We start from the raw sequence: 20,567 nt of genomic DNA, 5'->3' as shown, positions 1-20,567 counted from the left end.
GATACAGTTGTGAAGTTGAAAGGAATTGACGGATAAAGATAAAAAAGACGAGAGCAACTCAGTCTATGCCATTTTGATTTGAATAGATGGAGGCGGATATCCAATGGAATTGACAATGGTAAAAGAACAAGATACAAGTATAGGAGAAACGATGGAGGAAAAACGAGTTGTTTACCGCACAAAAGAATTGAATTTATGGTATGGCGAGCATCATGCGTTAAAAAATATTGAATTAGACATTTACGAGAACGAAGTAACGGCAATTATCGGCCCATCGGGATGTGGGAAATCGACGTACATTAAAACGTTAAACCGAATGATTGAACTTGTGCCGAACGTTCGTACATCAGGTGAAATTACGTATCGCGGTCGCAATATTTTTGACCCGACGTACCGCGTCGAAGAATTGCGCACACAAGTTGGCATGGTATTTCAAAAGCCAAATCCGTTTCCGAAATCGATTTATGAAAACGTCGCATACGGTCCGCGCATTCATGGCATTCGCGATAAAAAAATACTCGACGAAATTGTGGAAAAAAGCTTACGCGGTGCGGCGATTTGGGATGAAGTGAAAGACCGCCTTCATGAAAATGCGTACGGATTGTCGGGTGGACAGCAACAGCGGTTATGCATCGCCCGTTGCTTAGCGATTGAACCAGATGTCATTTTAATGGACGAACCGACATCGGCGCTTGATCCGATTTCGACGCTAAAAGTGGAAGAATTGATGGAAGAATTAAAGAAAAACTACAGCATTATCATCGTGACGCACAACATGCAGCAAGCAGCGCGTATTTCTGACCGGACAGCGTTTTTCTTGAATGGGGAAGTAGTCGAGTTTGCGGAAACAGACCAATTATTCTCGACTCCTGCAGACAAGCGAACAGAAGATTACATTACTGGTCGATTTGGATAAAAAGGGGGCGGAAACGTGAGAGGAAAATTTGAATACGACTTAAAAACATTGCAGCAAAAACTTATAGAGCTCGGCAATTTAACAGAAGTTGCATTGACGCAAGCGATCGAGGCGTTTCAAACGAAAAACGTCGATCAAGCGTTAGCGGTGATTGAGCGCGACAGCGAAATTGACATGTTAGAAGAAGAAATTAACGATTTTGCGATTTTGTTAATTGCCAAACAACAACCCGTCGCAATTGACTTGCGCCGTATTGTGGTCGCTATTAAAATTGCGACCGATGTTGAACGAATTGCTGATTACGCGGTGAACATTGCGAAAGCGACCATTCGCATCGGCGAACAGCCGTTTGTGATGGGGATCGATAAGCTTGTTCGAATGCATCAAATTGCGCTAGACATGGTTTCGCTCGGCTTAAAAGCGTACAACGAAGAAGATGTTTTGTTAGCGCGAAAAATTTCCGACATGGACGATGAAGTTGATGAATTATACGGGCAAATTATGCGCGATTTGTTGCAGCTTGAGCATTCGCAAGAAAATTTCTCGCAAATGAACATGCTGTCATTAATTGCTCGTTATCTCGAGCGCACGGCGGATCACGTTACCAACATGGCTGAACATGTCGTTTATCTCGTCAAGGGAAGACATTATGATTTAAATAGTTAATAAAGGTGAGCGAAGAGCTCACCTTTTTCCATGTGTTAATATCGCGGCGATTTGTTCATAGCTCATGTCGCTACGAATTTCGTACGTCCCAGGGCGAATGGCTCGTGTAAGCTGATGCGTTTCTAAGTAGGAGGTAAGTGTATCCGCATCGGCAATGATTTTCGCTGTTTCTAATTTTTTCGCGAACTTAGCAGGAACGTCCCCTTTTTCAATGACAAGATGATAAATATGAACGGTAGTAATATTTGGTGTCCCCTGTTTTGCTTGTTTGTTTGCTTTGTTTGCTTTTTCTTGAAGCGCATGATATTGCGCATTGCTCAGAGCGATTTCGTGATGTTTTTTCAAATAGGCCTCTACTTGTGATTGGGTGAGCGGTTGCTGCTTGTCGTACTGATAATAGACAACCCCAAGGATCGAAGTCGAAAGCAACATGCCCAGTGCAAAAGTGCGAATTTCTTTTTTCATCGGGCAATCCCCCGCAACACCATGCGAACTTCTTCTACCGTCATGGCTGTTTCTCGGGCGATTTGCTCTGCAGAAAGCCCTTGTTTATAAAGCAACCGGATGCGGTCGTGAACAGAGAAAGCGGCGGTTTCCGGGCGTGTTTTTTCCGATTCTATTACGTCGCTCATCAGCAATTCTTCCTCTAACACTTTCACCCGCTTTTTTAGCTGGTATGTTTCTTGTGCAACCGAAAGTGTTAATTGGTCAAGTTGCTCTTCGAGTTGTTTGAGGCGGTCTTTTCCAAAAAAAGATACGAGTAGTAAAAAAAACGATATCCCAATTAGTGCAAACATCACATATTCCATCATTTATATCACCCTTTTTGAATATAACATAAATAACTACATAAAATCGACAAAATATCTTGTATGCGTGAGTAACGAAAGATAAAATAAAAAGAAAGATATTTTAAGAATATTCAGTAAAATACAGGAGGTGGGGGGATGAAGGCAATTATTATGGCTGGCGGTCGCGGAACGCGGCTCCGACCGCTTACTTGTGATGTACCAAAACCAATGGTTCCCCTTGTTGGAAAACCGGTGCTAGAATATTCGATTGACTGGCTAAAGCGATTTGGGGTGACGGATATTGCGATTACGATTCACTATTTGGGGGAAACAATTAAAACGTATTTTGGAGATGGAAGCCGTTTTGGAGTGAATGTTTGTTATTTTGAAGAGCAAGAGCCGCTCGGAACAGCAGGGAGTATAAAAAGCGCCATGTCATTTACTGATGATACGTTTATCGTCGTCAGCGGCGACGCCTTAACCGATATTGATTTATCGGAAGCGATGGCGTTTCACCGTGACCGTCGCGCGCTTGCGACCATTGTGGCAACAAAGCAAAATAATCCGCTCGATTACGGCGGAATTATTACGGCAAGCGATGGACGGGTAAAACAGTTGATTGAGAAGCCGAAATGGAACGAAGTGTGTAGTGATTTAGTAAACACCGGGATTTATCTGTTCGAGCGTGAGATTTTCCAATACATGAAAGAAGACAAATGTGATTTTAGCAACGATATTTTTCCATACTTAATGCAGCAAAACGCCCCACTTTATGCCTTTTTTGCTGATGGCTATTGGTTGGATATCGGAAGCATCGAGCAATATCGAAAGGCGCATATCGACTTGTTAAATAAGCGCGTAAACGTTTCGCTCCCAGGGCAGGAAGTATTTCCTCACGTTTGGGTTGGTACAGACGCAAAAATCGAGGACGGTGCGATTATCGTCGGCCCAGCGTTTATTGGAGAGGGAGGATGTGTTCGTAAACATGCGAAAATTGACCAATATACCGTCATCGGTGCAAATGTGCATATCGGCGAACATACGTCAGTGAAACGGAGCATTATTTGGGATCGCGTTTACGTAGGCCGCTATTGTGAGTTGCGCGGAAGCTTAGTAGCGGGCGATACGTATGTGGCGAACCATGTTGAGTTGCTCGAACAATCAGTTGTCGGTAGTCATTGTACAGTTCAGCCAAACGTACATGTGAAACCGAATACGAAAATATGGCCGAATAAAACAATTGTGGAGGGAACGGTCGTTCATTCGTCTCTTTTTTGGGGAACAGATGCTTCGCAACCGTTTTTTGGCGTGCGAGGCATTTCTGGAGTAGCGAATGTCGAGATGACCCCAGAATACGCGGCTAAACTAGGCGCCGCCTATGGCAGCACATTGCCTCTACACAGCCACGTAATCGTTGCTAGTGACGGGCATCCGTTTACAACCCTTATGAAACAAGCGTTTTCTCAAGGATTACATGCATCTGGTGTTTGCACGACAGCATGGCAAGAAGGGACAACAGCGCCAGTCGTTCGCTATCACCTCTCTCGTCTGTCTTATGCTGGTGGCGTGTATATGTTTTTAGAAAATGACAAGGTGTATATCGATTTATATGACGAATGTGGCTACCCACTCGACCGATTTCAAGAAAAAAAACTAGAGCATACATTTGCCCAAGGGAATATTCGTCGCGTTGCTTTCGAACAAATTGGGTATGCCAACTATGAACGCCAGCCAAGTGCTCTATACATTCAAGCAATGCGCCAGTATATGTCGTTTTCTCTTCATTCAAACGCGCTCTTTGTTTCTGACGCAAACGTTTCTTCACTTATAGAACAGTTGTTTTCAACCCGCGAAATCACCATAATTAAACAAACATCTCTTCACGAACTGCGCGAATATCTCAAAGCAACAGACGCCTTATTTGCTGTCGTGGCGAAAAAAGACGGTGAACAATTTTTCGTAATGGATGAAACAGGGAATATTATGACGGAGGAGCAGCTATTCTCGCTTTATACGCTCGTGTCGCTTCTCTTTCATTCAGAGCGTTCGGTGCCGCTTCCGGTTTATGCGCCTTCTGGATTAGAGTCGGTTGCAAGCCGTTTAAACGGTAGCACGAAGCGAGTGGAAGGAACGCGACGAGAAATGTTGCGTGCATGGTCGCATCCGTTTCATTTTTTGTACGATGCGGTGTTTGCGTTCGTTCAGCTACTTCAGCTTTTTGCCGTCGAAGCCCGTCCGCTATCACAAGTTATCGATTCCCTTCCACGCCTACATTGGTTAAAAGATTATGTGTTCTGCCCTTGGAACGCTCGCGCAATCGTGATGCGGAAGCTCATCGAAGAAGAAAGCGAAACGAACGTAGATGTTGGTGGCGGCATTAAAGTACGCCATTCGGATGGCAGTTGGACGTTTATTTTGCCAGAATTAGATCAGCCGGTATTTACGATTTATTCTGAGGCGTTTGACGGACAAAAAGCGCGAGAAACGGTCACGCGATATATAAAAAAAATTCGCCAATATCAAAATGTATAAATTAAATATGGAAATCGCGAAAAAAAAATGCTATCATAGAAAGGTCTGATTATAAAAAGTTTGGAGGGAAAAAGATGCGCGTAAACATTACATTAGCTTGCACAGAATGCGGCGAACGTAACTATATTTCCACAAAAAATAAACGCAATAACCCAGACCGTTTGGAACTAAAAAAATATTGCCCACGAGATAAAAAAGCAACTGTTCACCGTGAAACAAAGTAAGCAGTAGGAAGAGATTTCCTGCTGCTTTTTTGTTAAAGGAGGGAAATGATGAAAACATTCATCCGCGAACAAATGAGAGAACGCCTTCGACAATTAACGCCGGAAGCAAAGCGAGCATATGACGGACAAATTGCCGCTAGGCTATACGCTTTTCCTGTTTGGCAACGAGCAACGACGGTTGCACTGACGATTTCTAAAGGACAGGAAATTAATACAACTCCCCTCATTGAAAACGCGTGGAAAGAAGGGAAGATCGTTTGTGTGCCAAAATGCTATCCGACGACGAAAACGATGACGTTTCGTGCGATTCGCTCGTTTGACCAGTTAGAAACGGTCTATTTTGGGCTAAGCGAGCCAATCGAAGCGGTAACGGACGAGATAGCCCCAGAGGCGATAGATGTAATGATTGTCCCTGGCATTTGCTTTTCCATAGACGGCTATCGAATTGGCTATGGTGGCGGCTATTATGACCGGTATTTACAGCAGGTGAAAAGCCCAACGGTTTCGTTAGCATACCCGTTTCAAGTGATGGAACAGCTTCCAATCGAGCCGCATGACATTCCAGTGGATTATATTATTACGAACGAAAAGGTTATCGTTTGCCATGAGTAAGTATATCGCTGTCGTGTTAGTTGCCATGGGTGGATTTTTCGTTCGTTCGCTTTCTTTGTCAGGGGCAGTGGCGACGATGCTTGTTGGGACGGCAGTAGCGGTTAGTTTCTCTTGGCAAGGGTTATGTTTGCTCGGGTTGTTTTTTGGGACATCTAGTTTTTGGAGCCATTTTCGTCATCAACAAAAGCAGTTGCTAGCAGAGAAAATAGAAAAGGGGGCACAGCGTGATTACGTGCAAGTGTTCGCCAACGGCAGCATTCCAGCAGCGATTAGCTTGCTTGCTCTCGCTTTTCCCCATTGGAGTTGGCAGGGGCTATTTGCCGTTTCTATTGCTGCCGCGAACGCGGACACATGGGCATCGGAAATTGGAAGCGTTAGCCGCCAATCCCCAAGAATGATTACGACATGGAAAAAAGTGGAGTCTGGCACATCGGGGGCGGTGACATCGCTCGGAACGCTCGCCTCTTTTTTCGGTGCGTTCGTGATTGCGATTGTCGCGGACTTATTATGGCATGACATTTCAATAGTTGCCGTCAGTATTTTGGGCTTTCTGGGCAGCGCTTTGGATACATATATCGGTGCCGTTTGGCAAGCTTCGTACCGCTGCACAGTGTGTGGGATGGAAACGGAGAAGCGAAAGCATTGCGGAAAACAAACGATAAGAATAAAAGGACAAGATTGGTTAAATAATGACGTTGTGAACTGGTTGTCGATTTTTTGTTCAACGATTGTTTACTTTTTTGTCATTAAATTGTAATAATTTTAAGGGGAATGAACAAAAGAAACAGTGTACAATCAAAAAACATGAGATAAGGAAAAGGGAGAGAGAAAATGAACGGTGTAAATCGTGTGGCTCTTATTGGAACAGGGTTTGTCGGCTCTAGTTATGCGTTTGCGATGCTCAACCAAGGAATAACAGAAGAACTAGTACTAATTGATCTCAATAAAGAGAAATCAGAAGGCGATGCAATGGATTTAAACCATGGGCTTCCATTTGCGCCGTCGCCAACAAAAATTTGGTTTGGTGACTATAGCGATTGTAAAGATGCCGATCTTGTCGTCATTACGGCAGGGGCGAATCAAAAGCCAGGGGAAACACGCCTTGATTTAGTGGATAAAAATATGAAAGTTTTTCAATCGATCGTTTCGCAAGTGATGGCGAGCGGATTTAATGGCATTTTTCTTGTCGCTACGAACCCAGTGGATATTTTAACGTACGCCACATGGAAATTTTCAGGCTTACCGAAAGAACGGATTATCGGGTCAGGGACGATTTTAGACACGGCACGTTTTCGTTATTTATTAGGAGAGTATTTCCAAGTAGATGCCCGCAACGTCCATGCCTATATTATTGGGGAGCACGGGGATACGGAGTTGCCAGTGTGGAGTCATGCGGATATTGGCGGAAGATCGGTGCTTGACCTTGTTAATGAGCGTTCGGAATATAAACAAGCGGATTTAGAGAACATTTTTACGAACGTTCGCGATGCAGCCTATCATATTATTCAACGAAAAGGAGCGACGTATTACGGAATTGCGATGGGGCTTGCCCGATTGACAAAAGCGATTTTACAAAATGAAAATGCTGTGCTTACTGTATCCGCCTATTTAGACGGTCAATATGGCCAACACAACATTTATATCGGCGTTCCAGCGATCGTCAACCGAAACGGCATTCGCGAAGTAATTGAGTTAAAACTGACGGAAGAAGAACGTGCGAAATTTTCTCATTCAGCGAACGTATTGAAGCAAGTACTCGATTCATTTTTCCATCATGAGCGCCCTTAAAGAGGGCGCTTTTATAATTTCCTTCTCTTTTGGAAAAAAGAATAAACAGACGGAAAAAGAGGAGGGAAAAGATGAGAAAGATGGTGTATGCGTTTTTTGTTTTGCTTAGTTCGTTTGCTATGTATCGTTATCGTTATCGGGTGTTAAATGCCGTTTTACGCATTCAACCGTTGCAGCGGTGGATTGTACAGATTGGGATGAACGTTCCAGTCATCCGTAAGCTAATTGTTTCCCAAGTCGTTCACGAAGTATGATACAATAGAAAAAAATGGCTCTTTTTAGCGAAAGGGAGAGGGGAACGTGGAGCTTCTTTATTGGCAGCTTGTTTATTTTTTTGTAAAAAAACAATACCGTATCATCAAATTAGCCAATGACCCTAAGGAAATTTGGTTAGCGTCGTTTGGACAACATGCCCCGCTCGTTCGCCTCGTTTGCTACGATGTCGATTGGAGCAGTTGGTTAGCGCGCGATCTTGAATATACAAAACAGGTGGCGATACAGCTGCAAAAACGACCGTTTCGACGGTCGAGCGGCGTATTGAACATATACGTATCGACGTACCCACCAGTCGATGATTGGGAATGGATCGTTGCTAATGCAACAGATGATTTCCCACAGTTGCATACCGTTTTGCTTCATTCGGGAAATGCGGTACATGCACTACAACAAATAAGTGATGTTCTTCGTGAACCGGTTGTATTAGAATCTGTCGCAGGTGAAGTCGATCCATTTCTAGCGGCGCAACATGTTCAAAGGCTCGTGTTTCGTTTAGAAAAAGAGCGGCGGGAAACAGAAGAACGAGTGCTTGATTACGGCCGTCCGCTCTTTACATACGTATTTATCGTTTTGCAAATGGTGATGTTTCTTTTATTGGAAGCACACGGCGGAAGCACGAATCCGGACGTGCTAATTCGTTATGGGGCGAAGTTTAACCCGTTGATGCAACAAGAGTGGTGGCGCTTTATTACGCCTATTTTTTTGCATATCGGCTTTTTTCATCTATTGATGAATACAATGGCGCTTTATTATTTAGGTATGACGACTGAGCGATTGTATGGCTCTTTTCGTTTTTGTTTCATTTACCTTGTTGCTGGTTTTTTCGGGACGCTCGGTAGCTTTTTGTTTACAACCTCGCTTTCCGCAGGAGCGTCAGGAGCAATTTTTGGGCTTTTTGGTGCATTGCTTTACTTCGGGACGGTTTATCGCCATCTCTTTTTTCAAACGATGGGAACGAACATTATCGGGCTTATCGTGCTGAATTTAGGGCTTGGACTATTGCTTCCAGGTATCGATAACGCTGGACATATTGGCGGACTCATCGGTGGGTTTTTGGCGGCTGGCATCGTGCACTTGCCACGCCACCGCTTATGGAAGCGGCAGCTTGCGGCGTTTGTGTTCACGGTGTTACTCATTGCTGTTGGTTTATCCATCGGATTTCAGTAAAGGTTATGGGGAAATTTGCTGCATAAGCTGCACCGTTTCCCCATTTTTCATTTTTGTCAGGACGAGTAAATGGGAATAGTCTTTGCTGATGAGAAGAAGCGGAATGGTACTACCAATCGGGGAAACGACCATTCCGTCTTTTTGCTTCACCCCAAGAAAATAGTTTTTATACAATCCTTCCCAAATATTTCCGATAATTTTTTGTGTTTTTGCTTGTGAAATCCCTGGAAATGGCTGTTCGTTATAGACGAGCAACTCCGGCAAATAAAAATGGTAGTAGTTTTCGAGTGGAATTGCTAAATTGTCCAACATTGTCTGTGCATTGTACTGAAGAAAATCAGTTGTTGTTTTTGTAAGTACGCGCTGCCATTCTTTTTCAGACGCTGTTTTTCCGCGCCGAAAGGAAGTAAACGGCTCGTACGAAGAAGCGACGACATATAAATAATCCCCGCTCATTTTTTGTGCGCTGGTAATCGTTTGTCCTCGATGCAACTCACCGTAGTGAAACGAAATCGATTGGAAAAAATGACTGTCCTTTTGCTTAGTGTCTTCTTCTTGAAGTAACGTCTGGCTGTTTTCCTCCCATTTGGATAGCGTTCCGACTAAACGACCGTCCGCAAACAAAAGCGAAATGTCTTGGCGCAAATAGGCGGTTTCGTTTAACGAAGAAGAAACTTTCCAAAGAAGTGAGTAGGAACGGTGTGGGTTTTCTGACTGTGCTTGCAGTGTCGTTGTTGCTTTGCTAAACGCTGCTGTTCGGTCAAGCGGGAAAAAAATAATCGTTTCTTTTGTCGGCTTTTCTAGAGAGAAAGGGAGTGTATATAAAGTAAGTAAAAACGCAATGAACAACGTGAGCCACTGGAATGTTCGTTTCATAATTTCCTCCATCTGTGCGGACAAGTTTTTCACCAATGTATGCCGCTTTATTGAAAAATATGTATGAACTTCTTGTCACTTGTCTATGATGGAAGGTAAATGATGGGACGGGTAGGTGGAAAAATGAGGCAAGAAAAGCGGGCTGTTTCAACCATGCTAGCGGAAAATGTGGCGTATTTACGAGAAAGGCTTGGGGTCGGCAAAAGTTTTGACGTCCTTCATTTAGATGTGGAATATGCAGGTCGGGAAATGGCTTTTTTTATGATTGATGGATTTGTAAAAGACGATATTCTGCATTATATTATGCAATTTTTGGCGATATTAAGTGAAGAAAAGTTGTGTGACAATCCGCTAGAAAAATTGTTAAAAACATATATTCCGTATGTGGAGCTAGAAAAAACAGACGATTTGAATCGCGTGGTGGATGGAGTGTTGGCGGGACCTACAGCTTTACTTGTCGATGGAGTGAGCTATGCGATTTTAATTGATGCGCGCACCTATCCTGTACGTGGGCCACAAGAGCCGGATATGGAGCGGGTCGTTCGCGGGGCGAGAGATGGGTTTGTAGAAACGATCATCTTTAATACAGCGCTGACGAGACGAAGAGTGCGTGACCGAACGTTACGGATGGAATATATGCAAGTTGGGCGGCGGTCGAAAACAGATATTTGCGTATGCTATATTGAAGACATTGCTGATCCGATGATTGTGAAGAGCATTAAAGGGGCGATTGCGAAAATTGACACCGACGGGTTGCCGATGGGGGAAAAAACGCTAGAAGAATTTATATCGGGGAGACATTGGAATCCATATCCTGTCGTTCGCTATACCGAACGCCCTGATACAGCTGCAGCTCATTTATATGAAGGTCATATTCTTGTTATTGTTGATGGTTCACCGAGCGTATTAATTTTCCCAGCCACGTTTTGGCACCATTTGCAGCACGCCGAAGAGTATCGAAATAAACCAATCGTCGGGGCATATTTGCGCTTTGTTCGCTTTTTAGCTGTATGGGCGTCGATTTTTTTATTGCCGCTCTGGTATTTGTTTATGACCGAGCAAGTACAGCTGCCAGCGGCACTTTCGTTTATTGGAAAAGCAAGCGAAGGGGCGCTCCCGCTTTTTGCGCAGCTTCTGATGATTGAAGTAGGGATTGATATGTTGCGAATGGCAGCGATTCATACCCCTTCGTCGTTAGCGACAGCGCTTGGGCTTGTTGCTGCATTAATGATCGGCGGCATTGCGGTGGAAGTCGGCATTTTTTCTAACGAAGTCATCCTTTATTTTTCGATAGCTACGATTGGAACGTTTGCAACGCCAAGTTACGAATTAGGTCTAGCGAATCGCCTCGTTCGACTTGGACTGTTAATTGCTTCTACTTTATTTGGTCTATATGGTTACGTTCTCGGAATTACGCTATGGGTCATTATGCTTGCGAGCATGAAATCGTTCAACGTCCCGTATTTATGGCCGTTTATTCCGTTTTCGTACCGAGCGATGCGCGATGTGTTTATTCGTTCTCCTATTCCGCTCAAAAATCGGCGACCAACCGTGTTGCATCCGCGCGACCCCGACCGATAAACGTTTATCTCGTTAGCGAGGTAAGCGTTTTTTTATGACATTTTCACGTCGGTTGTCTTTCTTTCCTTGACGGTGCTTGTTGTTTCTTTATACATTTATAGTGGAGAAAAAAGGCGGTAGGTGAAAAGATGGAAAGCGTATACGACGTGCAACAGCTGTTGAAAAAATATGGCACGATTATTTATGTAGGAGATCGGTTAGCCGACTTAGAACTGATGGAAGAAGAGCTAAAAGAGCTATACCAATCGCAATTAATCGATGGGAAAGACTATCAAATGGCGCTTTTGATTGTAAGACATGAAGCGCAATTAGAACGCGAAAAACGAATGAAAAAGGATGAGAGATAATGACGGAAAAATGGTTAGTAGGTGTCGATTTAGGTGGGACGACGATTAAAATGGCATTTGTCAGCGTATACGGGGAATTAATTGATAAATGGGAAATTCCGACGAATCTTAACGAACAAGGAAAATATATTGTAACCGATATCGCGAAATCGATCGATCAAAAGTTAGAAGAACACGGACAACCAAAAGAGAAGCTTATCGGCATCGGCATGGGAGCGCCTGGACCAGTCGATGGGGATACCGGAGTGATTTATGAAGCAGTCAATTTAGGGTGGAAAAACTATCCTCTAAAAAATATATTGGAAGTAGAAACGTCGCTCCCAGCGGCAGTAGACAACGATGCGAATATTGCTGCGATTGGTGAGATGTGGAAAGGAGCCGGAAGCGGTGCAAAAAACTTAATTTGCGTGACGCTCGGGACAGGTGTCGGCGGAGGGGTAATCGCTAATGGGCAAATCGTTCGAGGGGCGAATGGGGCAGCCGGAGAAATCGGACATATTACTTCTGTTCCCACTGGCGGGGCGCCGTGTAATTGCGGAAAAACCGGCTGCCTAGAAACGATCGCTTCGGCAACAGGCATTGTCCGGTTGGCGAAAGAAAAGCTTATTACTAGTAATATGGACAGTTCGTTACGAAATCTGGGAACGATTACAGCAAAAGACGTGCTTGATGCAGCAAAAGAAAACGATCGTTTAGCGCTTGAAGTAACGGAACACGTCTTCTTTCATCTAGGGTTAGCATTAGCGAACGCTGCAAATGTAGTCAATCCAGAGAAAATCGTCATTGGCGGCGGTGTGTCGAAAGCAGGCGAATGGCTTGCAGAACAAGTAACGCGATATTTTCAACAGTTTGCTTTCCCGCGCGTGTTCAAGAGTGCGTCCATTGTTATCGCTACGCTTGGCAACGATGCCGGTGTCATCGGTGGCGCTTGGCTAGCAAAACAGTCGTTTAGCGAATAAAGGGGCTGTTTGCCGTCCTTTTTTCGCTACCCACTAGCCCCTTTGTGCACATTTTTTTTTCATTTGTTCATATGTTGAAAAAAGGGGGCGATATGATGATTTATGCGCGTAAAGGAGATACATGGGAGTTATACAGCCGCTTGTTTTCTGTGCCGCAAGAATTAATAATCGATGCAAATCCGCATCTTTCGCACGAATTGCATGAAGGAGCAATTGTTTTTATTCCTGGGTATGATGTCGTGACGTATCATAGCCAGATCTCAGGTTCGCTCGAACAAATGGCACATTCGCTTTCGCTGCCGGTTGAAGCGCTTGAGCGAATGAATGAAGACCGGTTGTTGCTTCGATTGCCGCGCCGCTTAGAAACGTTTATTGTGAATGGTAAGCAGCCTTATGATTTTGCGGTCATGAAGCAAGATATTGATGACTTATGCACATATTATCCATTCATTCGCCAACGAACGATTGGAACGAGCGTGCTTGGTCAGCCGCTCATTGAACTTTCCGTCGGGCGAGGACCGAAAAAAATTCATGTAAACGCCTCATTTCATGCGAACGAATGGATTACGACCGCGGCGGTGATGGCTTTTGTGAATGAGTATGCGCTACGCTTGACGAACGACGCTCTTGACCGTTCGTTACTTGACTACTATAAAAAAGTGACGCTATCGATTGTTCCAATGGTCAACCCAGACGGCGTGAATTTAGTGTTAAATGGACCGTCAGAAACGGAGCCGCATCGAAGCGAGGTACTTGAGATAAATGGCGGGAATTTGGATTTTTCCCAATGGAAAGCAAATATTCGAGGCGTGGATTTAAATAACCAGTTTCCTGCGAAATGGGAGATCGAGCAAATGCGGAAAATTCCGAAGGGGCCTGCCCCACGTGATTTCCCTGGGGTTGCCCCATTGACAGAGCCAGAAACGAAGGCGATGGCGCGGCTAACAGAAGATAGCGATTTTGCTATTGTCGTGGCGTTTCATACACAAGGAAAAGAAATTTATTGGGGATATGAAGGATTTGAACCGAAAGAAGCAGAACAAATTGTAGACGAATTGGCGAAGGTAAGCGGGTATCAAGCGGTTCGCTATATCGATAGCCATGCCGGCTACCGCGATTGGTTTGTTCAGAAATGGCAACGCCCTGGCTATACGATTGAGCTAGGGGAAGGGGTGAACCCGCTACCGCTTGCACAGTTTGACGAGATTTACGAAGCAAGTCGCAACATGTTGCTTGCTTTATTAGCAGTTTGTTGAGAAAGGAGAATTTCGATGGCTATTGTCGATGTTACTGTTATCCCAATCGGGACAGAAAGCCCAAGCGTCAGTGACTATATCGCGGAAATTCATAGCGTGTTGGACACATATAAACGAGATGGGAAAATTGAGTTTATGTTGACACCGATGAATACGATTATTGAAGGAGAACTTCCGGTGCTGTTTGAAGTTATTCAAGCGATTCACGAAGTGCCATTTGGGAAAGGGGTACAGAGAGTCGCCACAAATATTCGCATCGATGACCGTCGCGACAAAAAGCGACGCATGGCGGATAAAGTGAAAAGCGTCGAAGCAAAACGAAAACAAGAGGCATAACAGCCTCTTGTTTTTAGTGCGTTCCAGTTGGAAATCCGTGGTGAAGGACGGTCATTATTGTGAACCAGCCGAATACAGCTGCTGTTCCTAAGCCGAACAATAAAGCGAGTATATTTTTTTCACGAAGCGAGCGGACGATGCCGTAAAGCGCTAACAATGATACTAACGCAAAAATAATGACTAAACCCATGCCACTACCCCCCTTTTACCATATGTAACAGTAATCTCTTTACATTTTAATCGTTTTTTCCACATTTGTCGAGGTCGAAAATATGAATCGCCACGCCATAGGTAGCCGCGATTTTTTCAAGCAGCGGTTGTTGATGTTTGGCGATATAGTATATCGTTTGTTCGTTCGCAACGATATATTCTTCTAGCTGAAGCAAAAACATGTCGATTTCGATACTTTCGCCAGCGACGATTGTAAACGCGGTGACAACGGATTCATAAATGTAAACACGTTTGCTCAAAGAGGTAAATCCGTAATCAGAAAAAAGCGGCGTAACGGTTGGAGTATCGATCTCAATTAGTGTTTCATAGTCGTGAACGTTATCCGGGAGTTCAGAAACGATTACCCAGTCTCCGTCGCGGTCAGTGACTATATGGGGTTCGACGGAAATAACCGAAGCGAGCGCATATCTTTTTTTCATCGAATATCCCTTCTTTTCGTTTTCTTTCATTGTAACAGAACAATCGATGGCGTAAAATGATGGATAGAAAGAAATGGAGGGATGATGATGAATTGGGAACGTATTCCGCTCGGACCACTGCAAACGAACGCATATATTTTGCATGCAGCTGACCGAACGTGTGTCATTTTTGACCCAGGAAGTGAAGGGACAAAGCTTGTTCGTTACATCGAAGAAAAGGGCTATACGCCGTTAGCGATTTTATTAACCCATGCCCATTTTGACCATATCGGCGCCATTAACGACGTGTTGGCTAAGTGGGAACTGCCCGTATACATTCATGCGAAAGAAATCGATTGGCTAGCCGACCCATTATTAAACGGTTCCGCCTACTTTATTGGCAAGCAAGTGAAGGTAACTTGTGCTACGCAATGTTTGCAAACAGACAAGCCGTTATCGATTGGGGCGTTTACGTTTGAGTTACTTGAAACGCCAGGGCATTCTCCAGGAAGCGTATCGTACTATTGTTCAGCAATTGGTGCGGTCTTTTCAGGAGATGTATTGTTTGCTGGAAGCATTGGCCGGACAGACTTGCCTAGCGGAGATTATGAACAGCTGATGGAAAGCATCCACGACCGTTTGCTTTCATTGCCAGAAGAAACGATTGTCTTGCCAGGGCACGGGCGAGAAACAACGCTTGCTGCCGAAATGGATACGAATCCATTTTTAAATGGATTTTGAAGAAAAACCGCTTAGTGGCAAAAAAATAAAAAAAGTCCCTTCTCCTATGAGAAGGGGCTTTGGGGGATGTTCTATCCTCAATAATGGGAGGGGATATAGTTAAGCTACTAATTTAACAATATACTAATATTTTTACTATGTCAATAGTGAAAAATATAAAAGGGGCAAATAATGATGAGCAGCTACATTGTAGAAGCGATTATGTCATCGCCAAAGCAGCGAATTTCATATGCCGACTATATGAATCTTGCATTGTATGACGAAAAAAACGGCTATTATATGAAAGAAGGTGACAAAATCGGACGTACTGGCGACTTTTATACAAGCATCCATGTTTCAGACGTGTTCGGAAAATTGTTCGCTTCTCTATTTATACAGCTTGTAGAGGCAGGGAAAATTCCCCCTTGCATTTGTGAACTCGGTGGGGGAGACGGGAAGTTTGCCCACGCTGTGTTAACCGAATGGAAAAAAGCATCTGCAACATTTGAACAGCTGACGTATATTATTATCGATACAAGCCCTTACCAGCGAAAAAAACAACAGCAGACGCTTGCAGATTTTCCTCAACATGTAATTTTCTACAAAGGATTGGACGATTTTCGCAAGCAACGTTCTTCCTTTTCTGGAATTGTATTTAGCAACGAATTTTTTGATGCGTTGCCTGTTCACGTCATTACGAGTGAACGTGGGCAGCTATATGAGCTATTTGTGACTGTAAAAGACGGTCGGCTTCAAGAAGAAAAACAGCCGCTCGAAAACGAAGCGATTTTTGCGTATTTGCGTGAACGAAATATTGTACTAACAGAGGAGCAACGGCTAGAAGTGCCGCTGGCGATGAAAGCGTTTTTATTCGATCATGCATCGTTTTTTGATCGATGTGTAATGTTTACCGTTGATTACGGTTATACGGACGAAGAATGGGAACAACTTCCACGCCGTGGGGGGAGTTTGCGTGGCTATTATCACCATCAGCTCATTGCCAACCCACTTGCCTATCCGGGAGAAATGGACATTACGTCTCATATTCCGTGGGATGCGCTTCGGGTATATGGCAAGCAAGCAGGCTGGGAATGGGTACAGACGATTCGGCAAGACCGTTTTTTACTTGCGGCAGGCATTCTCGACTATTTAGTGGCACATCACGACCCGAACCCATTTTCTGAACAAAGCCGGCGCAATCGTGCGATTCGTTCGCTCATTACCGATGAAGGAATTAGTTCGGCGTTTCACGTGATGATTCAACAAAAAGGTGTGCAGGTAGATTGGGACGCGATGTGGAAAGAACCGCAATTTTTAAAATAAAAAGCGATGGCTTGCCATCGCTTTTTATTCTTATTCGCCCATGCCTGGAACCATCATAAACGTTGTCCAGTACGTAAATGCAGCGAAAAAGATCGTTAAGTATGCACCGAAGATGTAAATGTACATCCGTTCCGTTAATTTTAAGTATCCAAGCAATAAGAAAAATACCGTTTGGCCGAAGAAAATTAACGATGTTGTATGCATGTGGCCAAGATAAAACATGACAGCAAAAATGCCCGTCCAAAATGACAACACGCGGAACATGCGATCCATTGTTTTCCCCTCCTTTTTCGTTAAATCATTGCCTTTACATATTATAATGTACATGTAATCAACGTGTAAACAACGCTTTCAAAAATCAATGCTATATACATGCAACAGGGGAGTTTCACTTATTTTTTCGACTGTCGGAAGCAAGCCAAAGGCTTGCCTCTGTCACGGGTTCGCTTAACAGAGAACCGAAGAGAACCGAACAACGAGCCGCCTCCCAGTCCTATTCATTTGTCTCGGAGCGGTGTTGTTCGGTCGCTCAACATTCTCAATGTGCATTTATATACTTATCGACGACGGCGCGATACGCACAAGCATCACAGCCGTTTGTCATGCTTTCTAATTCTGCTAACTCTACCCGATCAAACAACGCTTCGAACATGCCGCGCAAAAACGCATGGTGCATGCCACAAACCATTTCCGGCTGTTGAAAAGCGATTTCTTTAAACGGACAGTTAAACACTTGAAAATAAATTTTTTGTTCTTGCTCATTATAATCAAACGATGGATAAAATCCAGCTGTTTCTGCCGCTTCTTTTAAAATATTCACTTTTTCATAAAACGTTAGCGTTTTTGGTGATTGATCGTGGGAAAGGCGTTGTTCCACTAGTTCTCGGCCGAACGCTTTCCCTGTTTCGTATAGTACTTGTTTTCCTGCTTCTCCAAGCTTCATCATCGCTTGAATCGCTATTTTGGAAAGAAGTTGGTAGTCGCGGAACGGGAAATGGAGTTGGATAACATCGTCTGATAGGCGGTACAACCGGCTTGGACGTCCACCTTTGCCCGTTTTTTGCGTCTCTGAAACGAGCATATTGACGTCTTCTAATTTTGTTAAATGAAGCCGAGCAACGTTTGGATGAATATTAAATGCGTCGGCAATTTCTTGGACAGATACTTCTTTATGCTTTTTTGTAATATATTCATAAATATGGTAGCGTGTCGGATCAGCTAAGACGTTTGTAATTTTTAAAATTTGCTCCATTGTTTTTCACCCCTAGGTCGATGCTACGTTTATTATAATATACTCATTTTTTCATTGGAATCATATTTATAGTAATTAATTGTAATGTTCGGGAAATTTTCATGAATTAGTCACTGTTTTGTCTTAAAAACAGAAAAAATATTGGCGTTTTTTTAAAACAAAAGAAGGAATTTGGCAAAAGTCGTCGAATTTGCATAGGCGAGAAGAACAGAAAGGAGTGGTTGAATGGAAGTAGAAAAAGTAGCGGATCGTTTAGTGCGGGAGGCAGCGGTTTTGCAAGCGTCTGATATTCACATCGTTCCGAAAAAAGATGGCGCTATTGTTCAGTTTCGGATAGATGGGGCATTAGTGACGCGCGAAAAACTGCCGAAAGATGTGCACGAACGGCTTGTTGCTCACTTTAAATTTTTGGCGGACATGGACATCGGCGAGCGGAGGCGCCCGCAAAACGGAGCGATGGAAATAGAAGTCGACGGCGGTGTAGTTAGTTTGCGGCTATCCACATTGCCAACGTTTTACGATGAGAGCCTCGTCATTCGCCTTCTTCCGCAAGACTCATTTCTTCCTCTCTCCCAGCTTTCCTTATTCCCGAGTGCGACGAAAAAATTAGTTTCCCTTCTTCATCATTCGCACGGATTAATTATTTTCACAGGACCGACTGGTTCAGGGAAAACGACGACGCTGTATACGCTATTGCGCATATGCCAAGAGTGGAATCGCCATGTGATTACGTTAGAAGACCCGGTAGAAAAGCGCACCGAATGCTTGCAAGTGCAAGTGAACGAAAAAGCAGGTATTACGTATGCGACAGGGTTGAAGGCGATTTTGCGCCATGACCCTGATATTATTATGGTCGGAGAGATTCGTGATGCGGAAACGGCGAAAATTTCTGTTCGTGCAGCGCTAACAGGACATTTAGTGTTAACAACGATGCATACGAAAAATGCCGTCGGCGCGATTTATCGGCTGTTAGAATTTGATATTCCGCTGCAAGAGATCGAACAGACGTTGTTAGCGGTTACCGCGCAGCGGCTTGTCGAACTAGTGTGTCCGTTATGCGGTGAAAAATGTTCTCCGTTTTGCCGCAGACAGCGAGTCGTGCGGCGTGTTGCCATTTACGAATGGCTCGATGGAGAAGTGTTAGCAAGTGCATTAAAAGAAGCCCGAGGCGAACGAGTCATTTATCAATACCCAACATTGCCGCAAATGATTGCGAAAGGAATTGCCCTCGGGTTTTTGCCACCTTCTTCATTGAAAGGGTGGGGAATAGGTGAAACGTAACAACATATGGTCGCTAGAAGAACAAGGACAATTTTTAACGCAACTTGGAAAACTGCTTGAGAAAGGATATTCGTTGGCACAGGCGATGGAATTTTTGCAATTTCAACAACCGCTTGCTCGCCAGCATGACTTGCAACGTTGTTTATCATTTTTTCGTTCAGGGTTATCGTTTCACGAGGCGTTGCAGCCGCTTGCCTTCCATTCCGAGGCGATTGGGTATTTATTTTTTGCCGAGCAACACGGGCAGTTTGCGCAAGGGTTAGTCGAGGCAGGAAACATGCTTTTAAATAAAGCGAGGTACTGGCAGCGCCTGCGCAAAGCAGTAAGCTATCCGCTGTTTCTCCTTTGTTTTATGGTGGTCATGCTTCTTATTGTTCAACAAATGCTTCTTCCGCAGTTTGTTCATCTTTCATCTTCGTTTGTTGCCACTCGTTCTTCCGTTTCGCATTTCCTTATACAAGTCGTTTCGGTTGTGCCGGTGTTTTTTCTATCCGCCTGCTTTCTTTGTGTGATAGGGGGGAGCATGTATGCTATATGGGCGAAACGGCTTCCACCGCTAACACAAATTCGCTTATGGTTGAAAATCCCGTTTCTTCGTACCGTTGCCACACTTTACTACACGCACGTTTTTTCTTTACAGTTTAGCCACTTGTTAAATGGCGGATTGTCGGCATATGAAGCGCTCCAAGTATTTGAAAAACAACACCACGTTCCGTTTTTACGCGCTGAAGGAAGTACGATGAAAGAACAGTTGGCAAAAGGAGAAAAATTAGAAACATTACTTGCCGATCGTCCTTATTATGAGCGAGCGCTTTTGCTCGTCGTTCGTCATGGCCAATCGAATGGAGAGCTAGCGAAAGAATTGTTTCATTACAGTCAGTTTGTTTTGCAAAAATTAGAAGAACAAATTGAAAAGTGGACACGGTTTATTCAACCGCTGTTATTCACTGTGATCGGGTTACTTGTCATTTGCTTGTATTTAGCGATTTTATTGCCAATGTTTGACACAATGAATCAACTATAGGGGGAATCGAT

25 protein-coding genes are annotated in these 20,567 nt (G+C 44.0%); 18 read left to right on the top strand and 7 right to left on the bottom strand.

What is annotated here, in order from left to right; all coding sequences use genetic code 11:
* The first annotated feature begins 103 nt into the window (after nt 1-103).
* Both pstB and phoU read left to right on the top strand, forming a co-directional pair.
* A complete protein-coding gene (gene pstB / locus GFC30_RS12980) occupies nt 104-916 on the top strand; it encodes a phosphate ABC transporter ATP-binding protein PstB (protein WP_066326212.1) in 813 nt (270 codons plus the stop codon).
* A gap of 15 nt (nt 917-931) precedes the next feature.
* The gene (phoU, locus tag GFC30_RS12975) at nt 932-1,582 is read left to right on the top strand and encodes a phosphate signaling complex protein PhoU (protein ID WP_066326211.1); all 651 of its coding nucleotides are present in this window, start codon (nt 932-934) and stop codon (nt 1,580-1,582) included.
* 18 nt (nt 1,583-1,600) lie between these two features.
* On the opposite strand, the gene GFC30_RS12970 is transcribed toward phoU, so the two are convergent.
* Complete coding sequence (locus GFC30_RS12970; protein ID WP_066326210.1) at nt 1,601-2,047, bottom strand: endolytic transglycosylase MltG; 447 nt, start codon at nt 2,045-2,047, stop codon at nt 1,601-1,603.
* Entirely contained in the window at nt 2,044-2,394 is a 351-nt protein-coding gene (locus GFC30_RS12965; protein ID WP_066326209.1) for a hypothetical protein, read from the bottom strand. The genes GFC30_RS12970 and GFC30_RS12965 overlap by 4 nt, the downstream gene beginning before the upstream one ends.
* 135 nt (nt 2,395-2,529) lie before the next feature.
* On the opposite strand from GFC30_RS12965, the gene GFC30_RS12960 reads away from it, so the two are divergent.
* From GFC30_RS12960 to GFC30_RS12930, 7 genes are all read left to right on the top strand, one after another.
* On the top strand, nt 2,530-4,905 hold the full coding sequence (locus GFC30_RS12960) for a sugar phosphate nucleotidyltransferase (RefSeq protein ID WP_066326208.1): 2,376 nt from the start codon (nt 2,530-2,532) through the stop codon (nt 4,903-4,905).
* A gap of 74 nt (nt 4,906-4,979) precedes the next feature.
* Entirely contained in the window at nt 4,980-5,129 is a 150-nt protein-coding gene (rpmG, locus tag GFC30_RS12955; RefSeq protein WP_066326207.1) for a 50S ribosomal protein L33, read from the top strand.
* 48 nt (nt 5,130-5,177) lie between these two features.
* On the top strand, nt 5,178-5,741 hold the full coding sequence (locus GFC30_RS12950; protein ID WP_409978523.1) for a 5-formyltetrahydrofolate cyclo-ligase: 564 nt from the start codon (nt 5,178-5,180) through the stop codon (nt 5,739-5,741).
* Nucleotides 5,734-6,498, top strand: coding sequence for a DUF92 domain-containing protein (locus tag GFC30_RS12945; RefSeq protein ID WP_066326205.1), 765 nt, complete (start codon nt 5,734-5,736; stop codon nt 6,496-6,498). The genes GFC30_RS12950 and GFC30_RS12945 overlap by 8 nt, the downstream gene beginning before the upstream one ends.
* 74 nt (nt 6,499-6,572) lie before the next feature.
* Nucleotides 6,573-7,529 (top strand): L-lactate dehydrogenase, encoded by a 957-nt coding sequence (locus tag GFC30_RS12940; protein WP_066326204.1) that lies wholly within the window; start codon nt 6,573-6,575, stop codon nt 7,527-7,529.
* Nucleotides 7,530-7,600: 71 nt separating this feature from the next.
* A complete protein-coding gene (locus GFC30_RS12935) occupies nt 7,601-7,783 on the top strand; it encodes a hypothetical protein (protein WP_066326203.1) in 183 nt (60 codons plus the stop codon).
* A gap of 46 nt (nt 7,784-7,829) precedes the next feature.
* Entirely contained in the window at nt 7,830-8,972 is a 1,143-nt protein-coding gene (locus GFC30_RS12930) for a rhomboid family intramembrane serine protease (protein ID WP_066326202.1), read from the top strand.
* 3 nt (nt 8,973-8,975) lie between these two features.
* Here the strand turns inward: GFC30_RS12930 and GFC30_RS12925 are convergent, their stop codons facing one another.
* Nucleotides 8,976-9,848 carry a hypothetical protein gene (locus GFC30_RS12925; protein WP_066326201.1) on the bottom strand — a complete coding sequence of 291 codons (873 nt, stop codon included), beginning with the start codon at nt 9,846-9,848 and terminating at the stop codon, nt 8,976-8,978.
* A 102-nt stretch (nt 9,849-9,950) separates the two neighbouring features.
* Between GFC30_RS12925 and GFC30_RS12920 the strand changes: the two genes are divergently transcribed.
* The 5 genes from GFC30_RS12920 to GFC30_RS12900 all read left to right on the top strand — a co-directional run bounded on the left by GFC30_RS12920 (nt 9,951) and on the right by GFC30_RS12900 (nt 14,327).
* Nucleotides 9,951-11,429, top strand: a complete 1,479-nt coding sequence (locus GFC30_RS12920) for a spore germination protein (RefSeq protein WP_066326200.1) — start codon at nt 9,951-9,953, stop codon at nt 11,427-11,429.
* Between the two features lie 128 nt (nt 11,430-11,557).
* Nucleotides 11,558-11,776, top strand: coding sequence for a YqgQ family protein (locus tag GFC30_RS12915; protein WP_066326199.1), 219 nt, complete (start codon nt 11,558-11,560; stop codon nt 11,774-11,776).
* Nucleotides 11,776-12,735 carry an ROK family glucokinase gene (locus GFC30_RS12910; RefSeq protein WP_066326198.1) on the top strand — a complete coding sequence of 320 codons (960 nt, stop codon included), beginning with the start codon at nt 11,776-11,778 and terminating at the stop codon, nt 12,733-12,735. Before GFC30_RS12915 ends, GFC30_RS12910 begins: the two co-directional genes overlap by 1 nt.
* A 92-nt stretch (nt 12,736-12,827) precedes the next feature.
* Nucleotides 12,828-13,991, top strand: coding sequence for a M14 family zinc carboxypeptidase (locus tag GFC30_RS12905; RefSeq protein WP_066326197.1), 1,164 nt, complete (start codon nt 12,828-12,830; stop codon nt 13,989-13,991).
* Nucleotides 13,992-14,006: 15 nt separating this feature from the next.
* The gene (locus tag GFC30_RS12900; protein ID WP_066326196.1) at nt 14,007-14,327 is read left to right on the top strand and encodes an MTH1187 family thiamine-binding protein; all 321 of its coding nucleotides are present in this window, start codon (nt 14,007-14,009) and stop codon (nt 14,325-14,327) included.
* A gap of 13 nt (nt 14,328-14,340) precedes the next feature.
* Here the strand turns inward: GFC30_RS12900 and GFC30_RS16660 are convergent, their stop codons facing one another.
* A complete protein-coding gene (locus GFC30_RS16660) occupies nt 14,341-14,517 on the bottom strand; it encodes a DUF2759 domain-containing protein (protein WP_084256353.1) in 177 nt (58 codons plus the stop codon).
* Nucleotides 14,518-14,563: 46 nt separating this feature from the next.
* Nucleotides 14,564-14,977, bottom strand: a complete 414-nt coding sequence (locus GFC30_RS12895) for a hypothetical protein (RefSeq protein WP_066326195.1) — start codon at nt 14,975-14,977, stop codon at nt 14,564-14,566.
* An 87-nt stretch (nt 14,978-15,064) separates the two neighbouring features.
* On the opposite strand from GFC30_RS12895, the gene GFC30_RS12890 reads away from it, so the two are divergent.
* Both GFC30_RS12890 and GFC30_RS12885 read left to right on the top strand, forming a co-directional pair.
* Complete coding sequence (locus GFC30_RS12890) at nt 15,065-15,697, top strand: MBL fold metallo-hydrolase (protein ID WP_066326194.1); 633 nt, start codon at nt 15,065-15,067, stop codon at nt 15,695-15,697.
* 174 nt (nt 15,698-15,871) lie between these two features.
* On the top strand, nt 15,872-16,999 hold the full coding sequence (locus GFC30_RS12885; RefSeq protein WP_066326193.1) for a class I SAM-dependent methyltransferase: 1,128 nt from the start codon (nt 15,872-15,874) through the stop codon (nt 16,997-16,999).
* A 30-nt stretch (nt 17,000-17,029) separates the two neighbouring features.
* Here the strand turns inward: GFC30_RS12885 and GFC30_RS12880 are convergent, their stop codons facing one another.
* Nucleotides 17,030-17,272: a DUF2626 domain-containing protein gene (locus tag GFC30_RS12880; RefSeq protein WP_066326192.1), complete on the bottom strand. Its 243-nt coding sequence runs from the start codon at nt 17,270-17,272 to the stop codon at nt 17,030-17,032.
* 265 nt (nt 17,273-17,537) lie between these two features.
* On the bottom strand, nt 17,538-18,251 hold the full coding sequence (locus tag GFC30_RS12875) for a helix-turn-helix transcriptional regulator (RefSeq protein WP_066326191.1): 714 nt from the start codon (nt 18,249-18,251) through the stop codon (nt 17,538-17,540).
* A gap of 225 nt (nt 18,252-18,476) precedes the next feature.
* Between GFC30_RS12875 and comGA the strand changes: the two genes are divergently transcribed.
* Both comGA and comGB read left to right on the top strand, forming a co-directional pair.
* Nucleotides 18,477-19,532 carry a competence type IV pilus ATPase ComGA gene (gene comGA, locus GFC30_RS12870; RefSeq protein ID WP_066326190.1) on the top strand — a complete coding sequence of 352 codons (1,056 nt, stop codon included), beginning with the start codon at nt 18,477-18,479 and terminating at the stop codon, nt 19,530-19,532.
* Complete coding sequence (gene comGB, locus GFC30_RS12865) at nt 19,522-20,556, top strand: competence type IV pilus assembly protein ComGB (protein WP_066326189.1); 1,035 nt, start codon at nt 19,522-19,524, stop codon at nt 20,554-20,556. Before comGA ends, comGB begins: the two co-directional genes overlap by 11 nt.
* Nucleotides 20,557-20,567 lie beyond the last annotated feature (11 nt).

Source organism: Anoxybacillus amylolyticus (assembly GCF_001634285.1).
Classification (GTDB): Bacteria; Bacillota; Bacilli; order Bacillales; family Anoxybacillaceae; genus Anoxybacteroides; species Anoxybacteroides amylolyticum.
The sequence above is the reverse complement of the archived record's forward strand: the minus strand, read 5'-3'. Positions and strand labels throughout refer to the sequence as shown.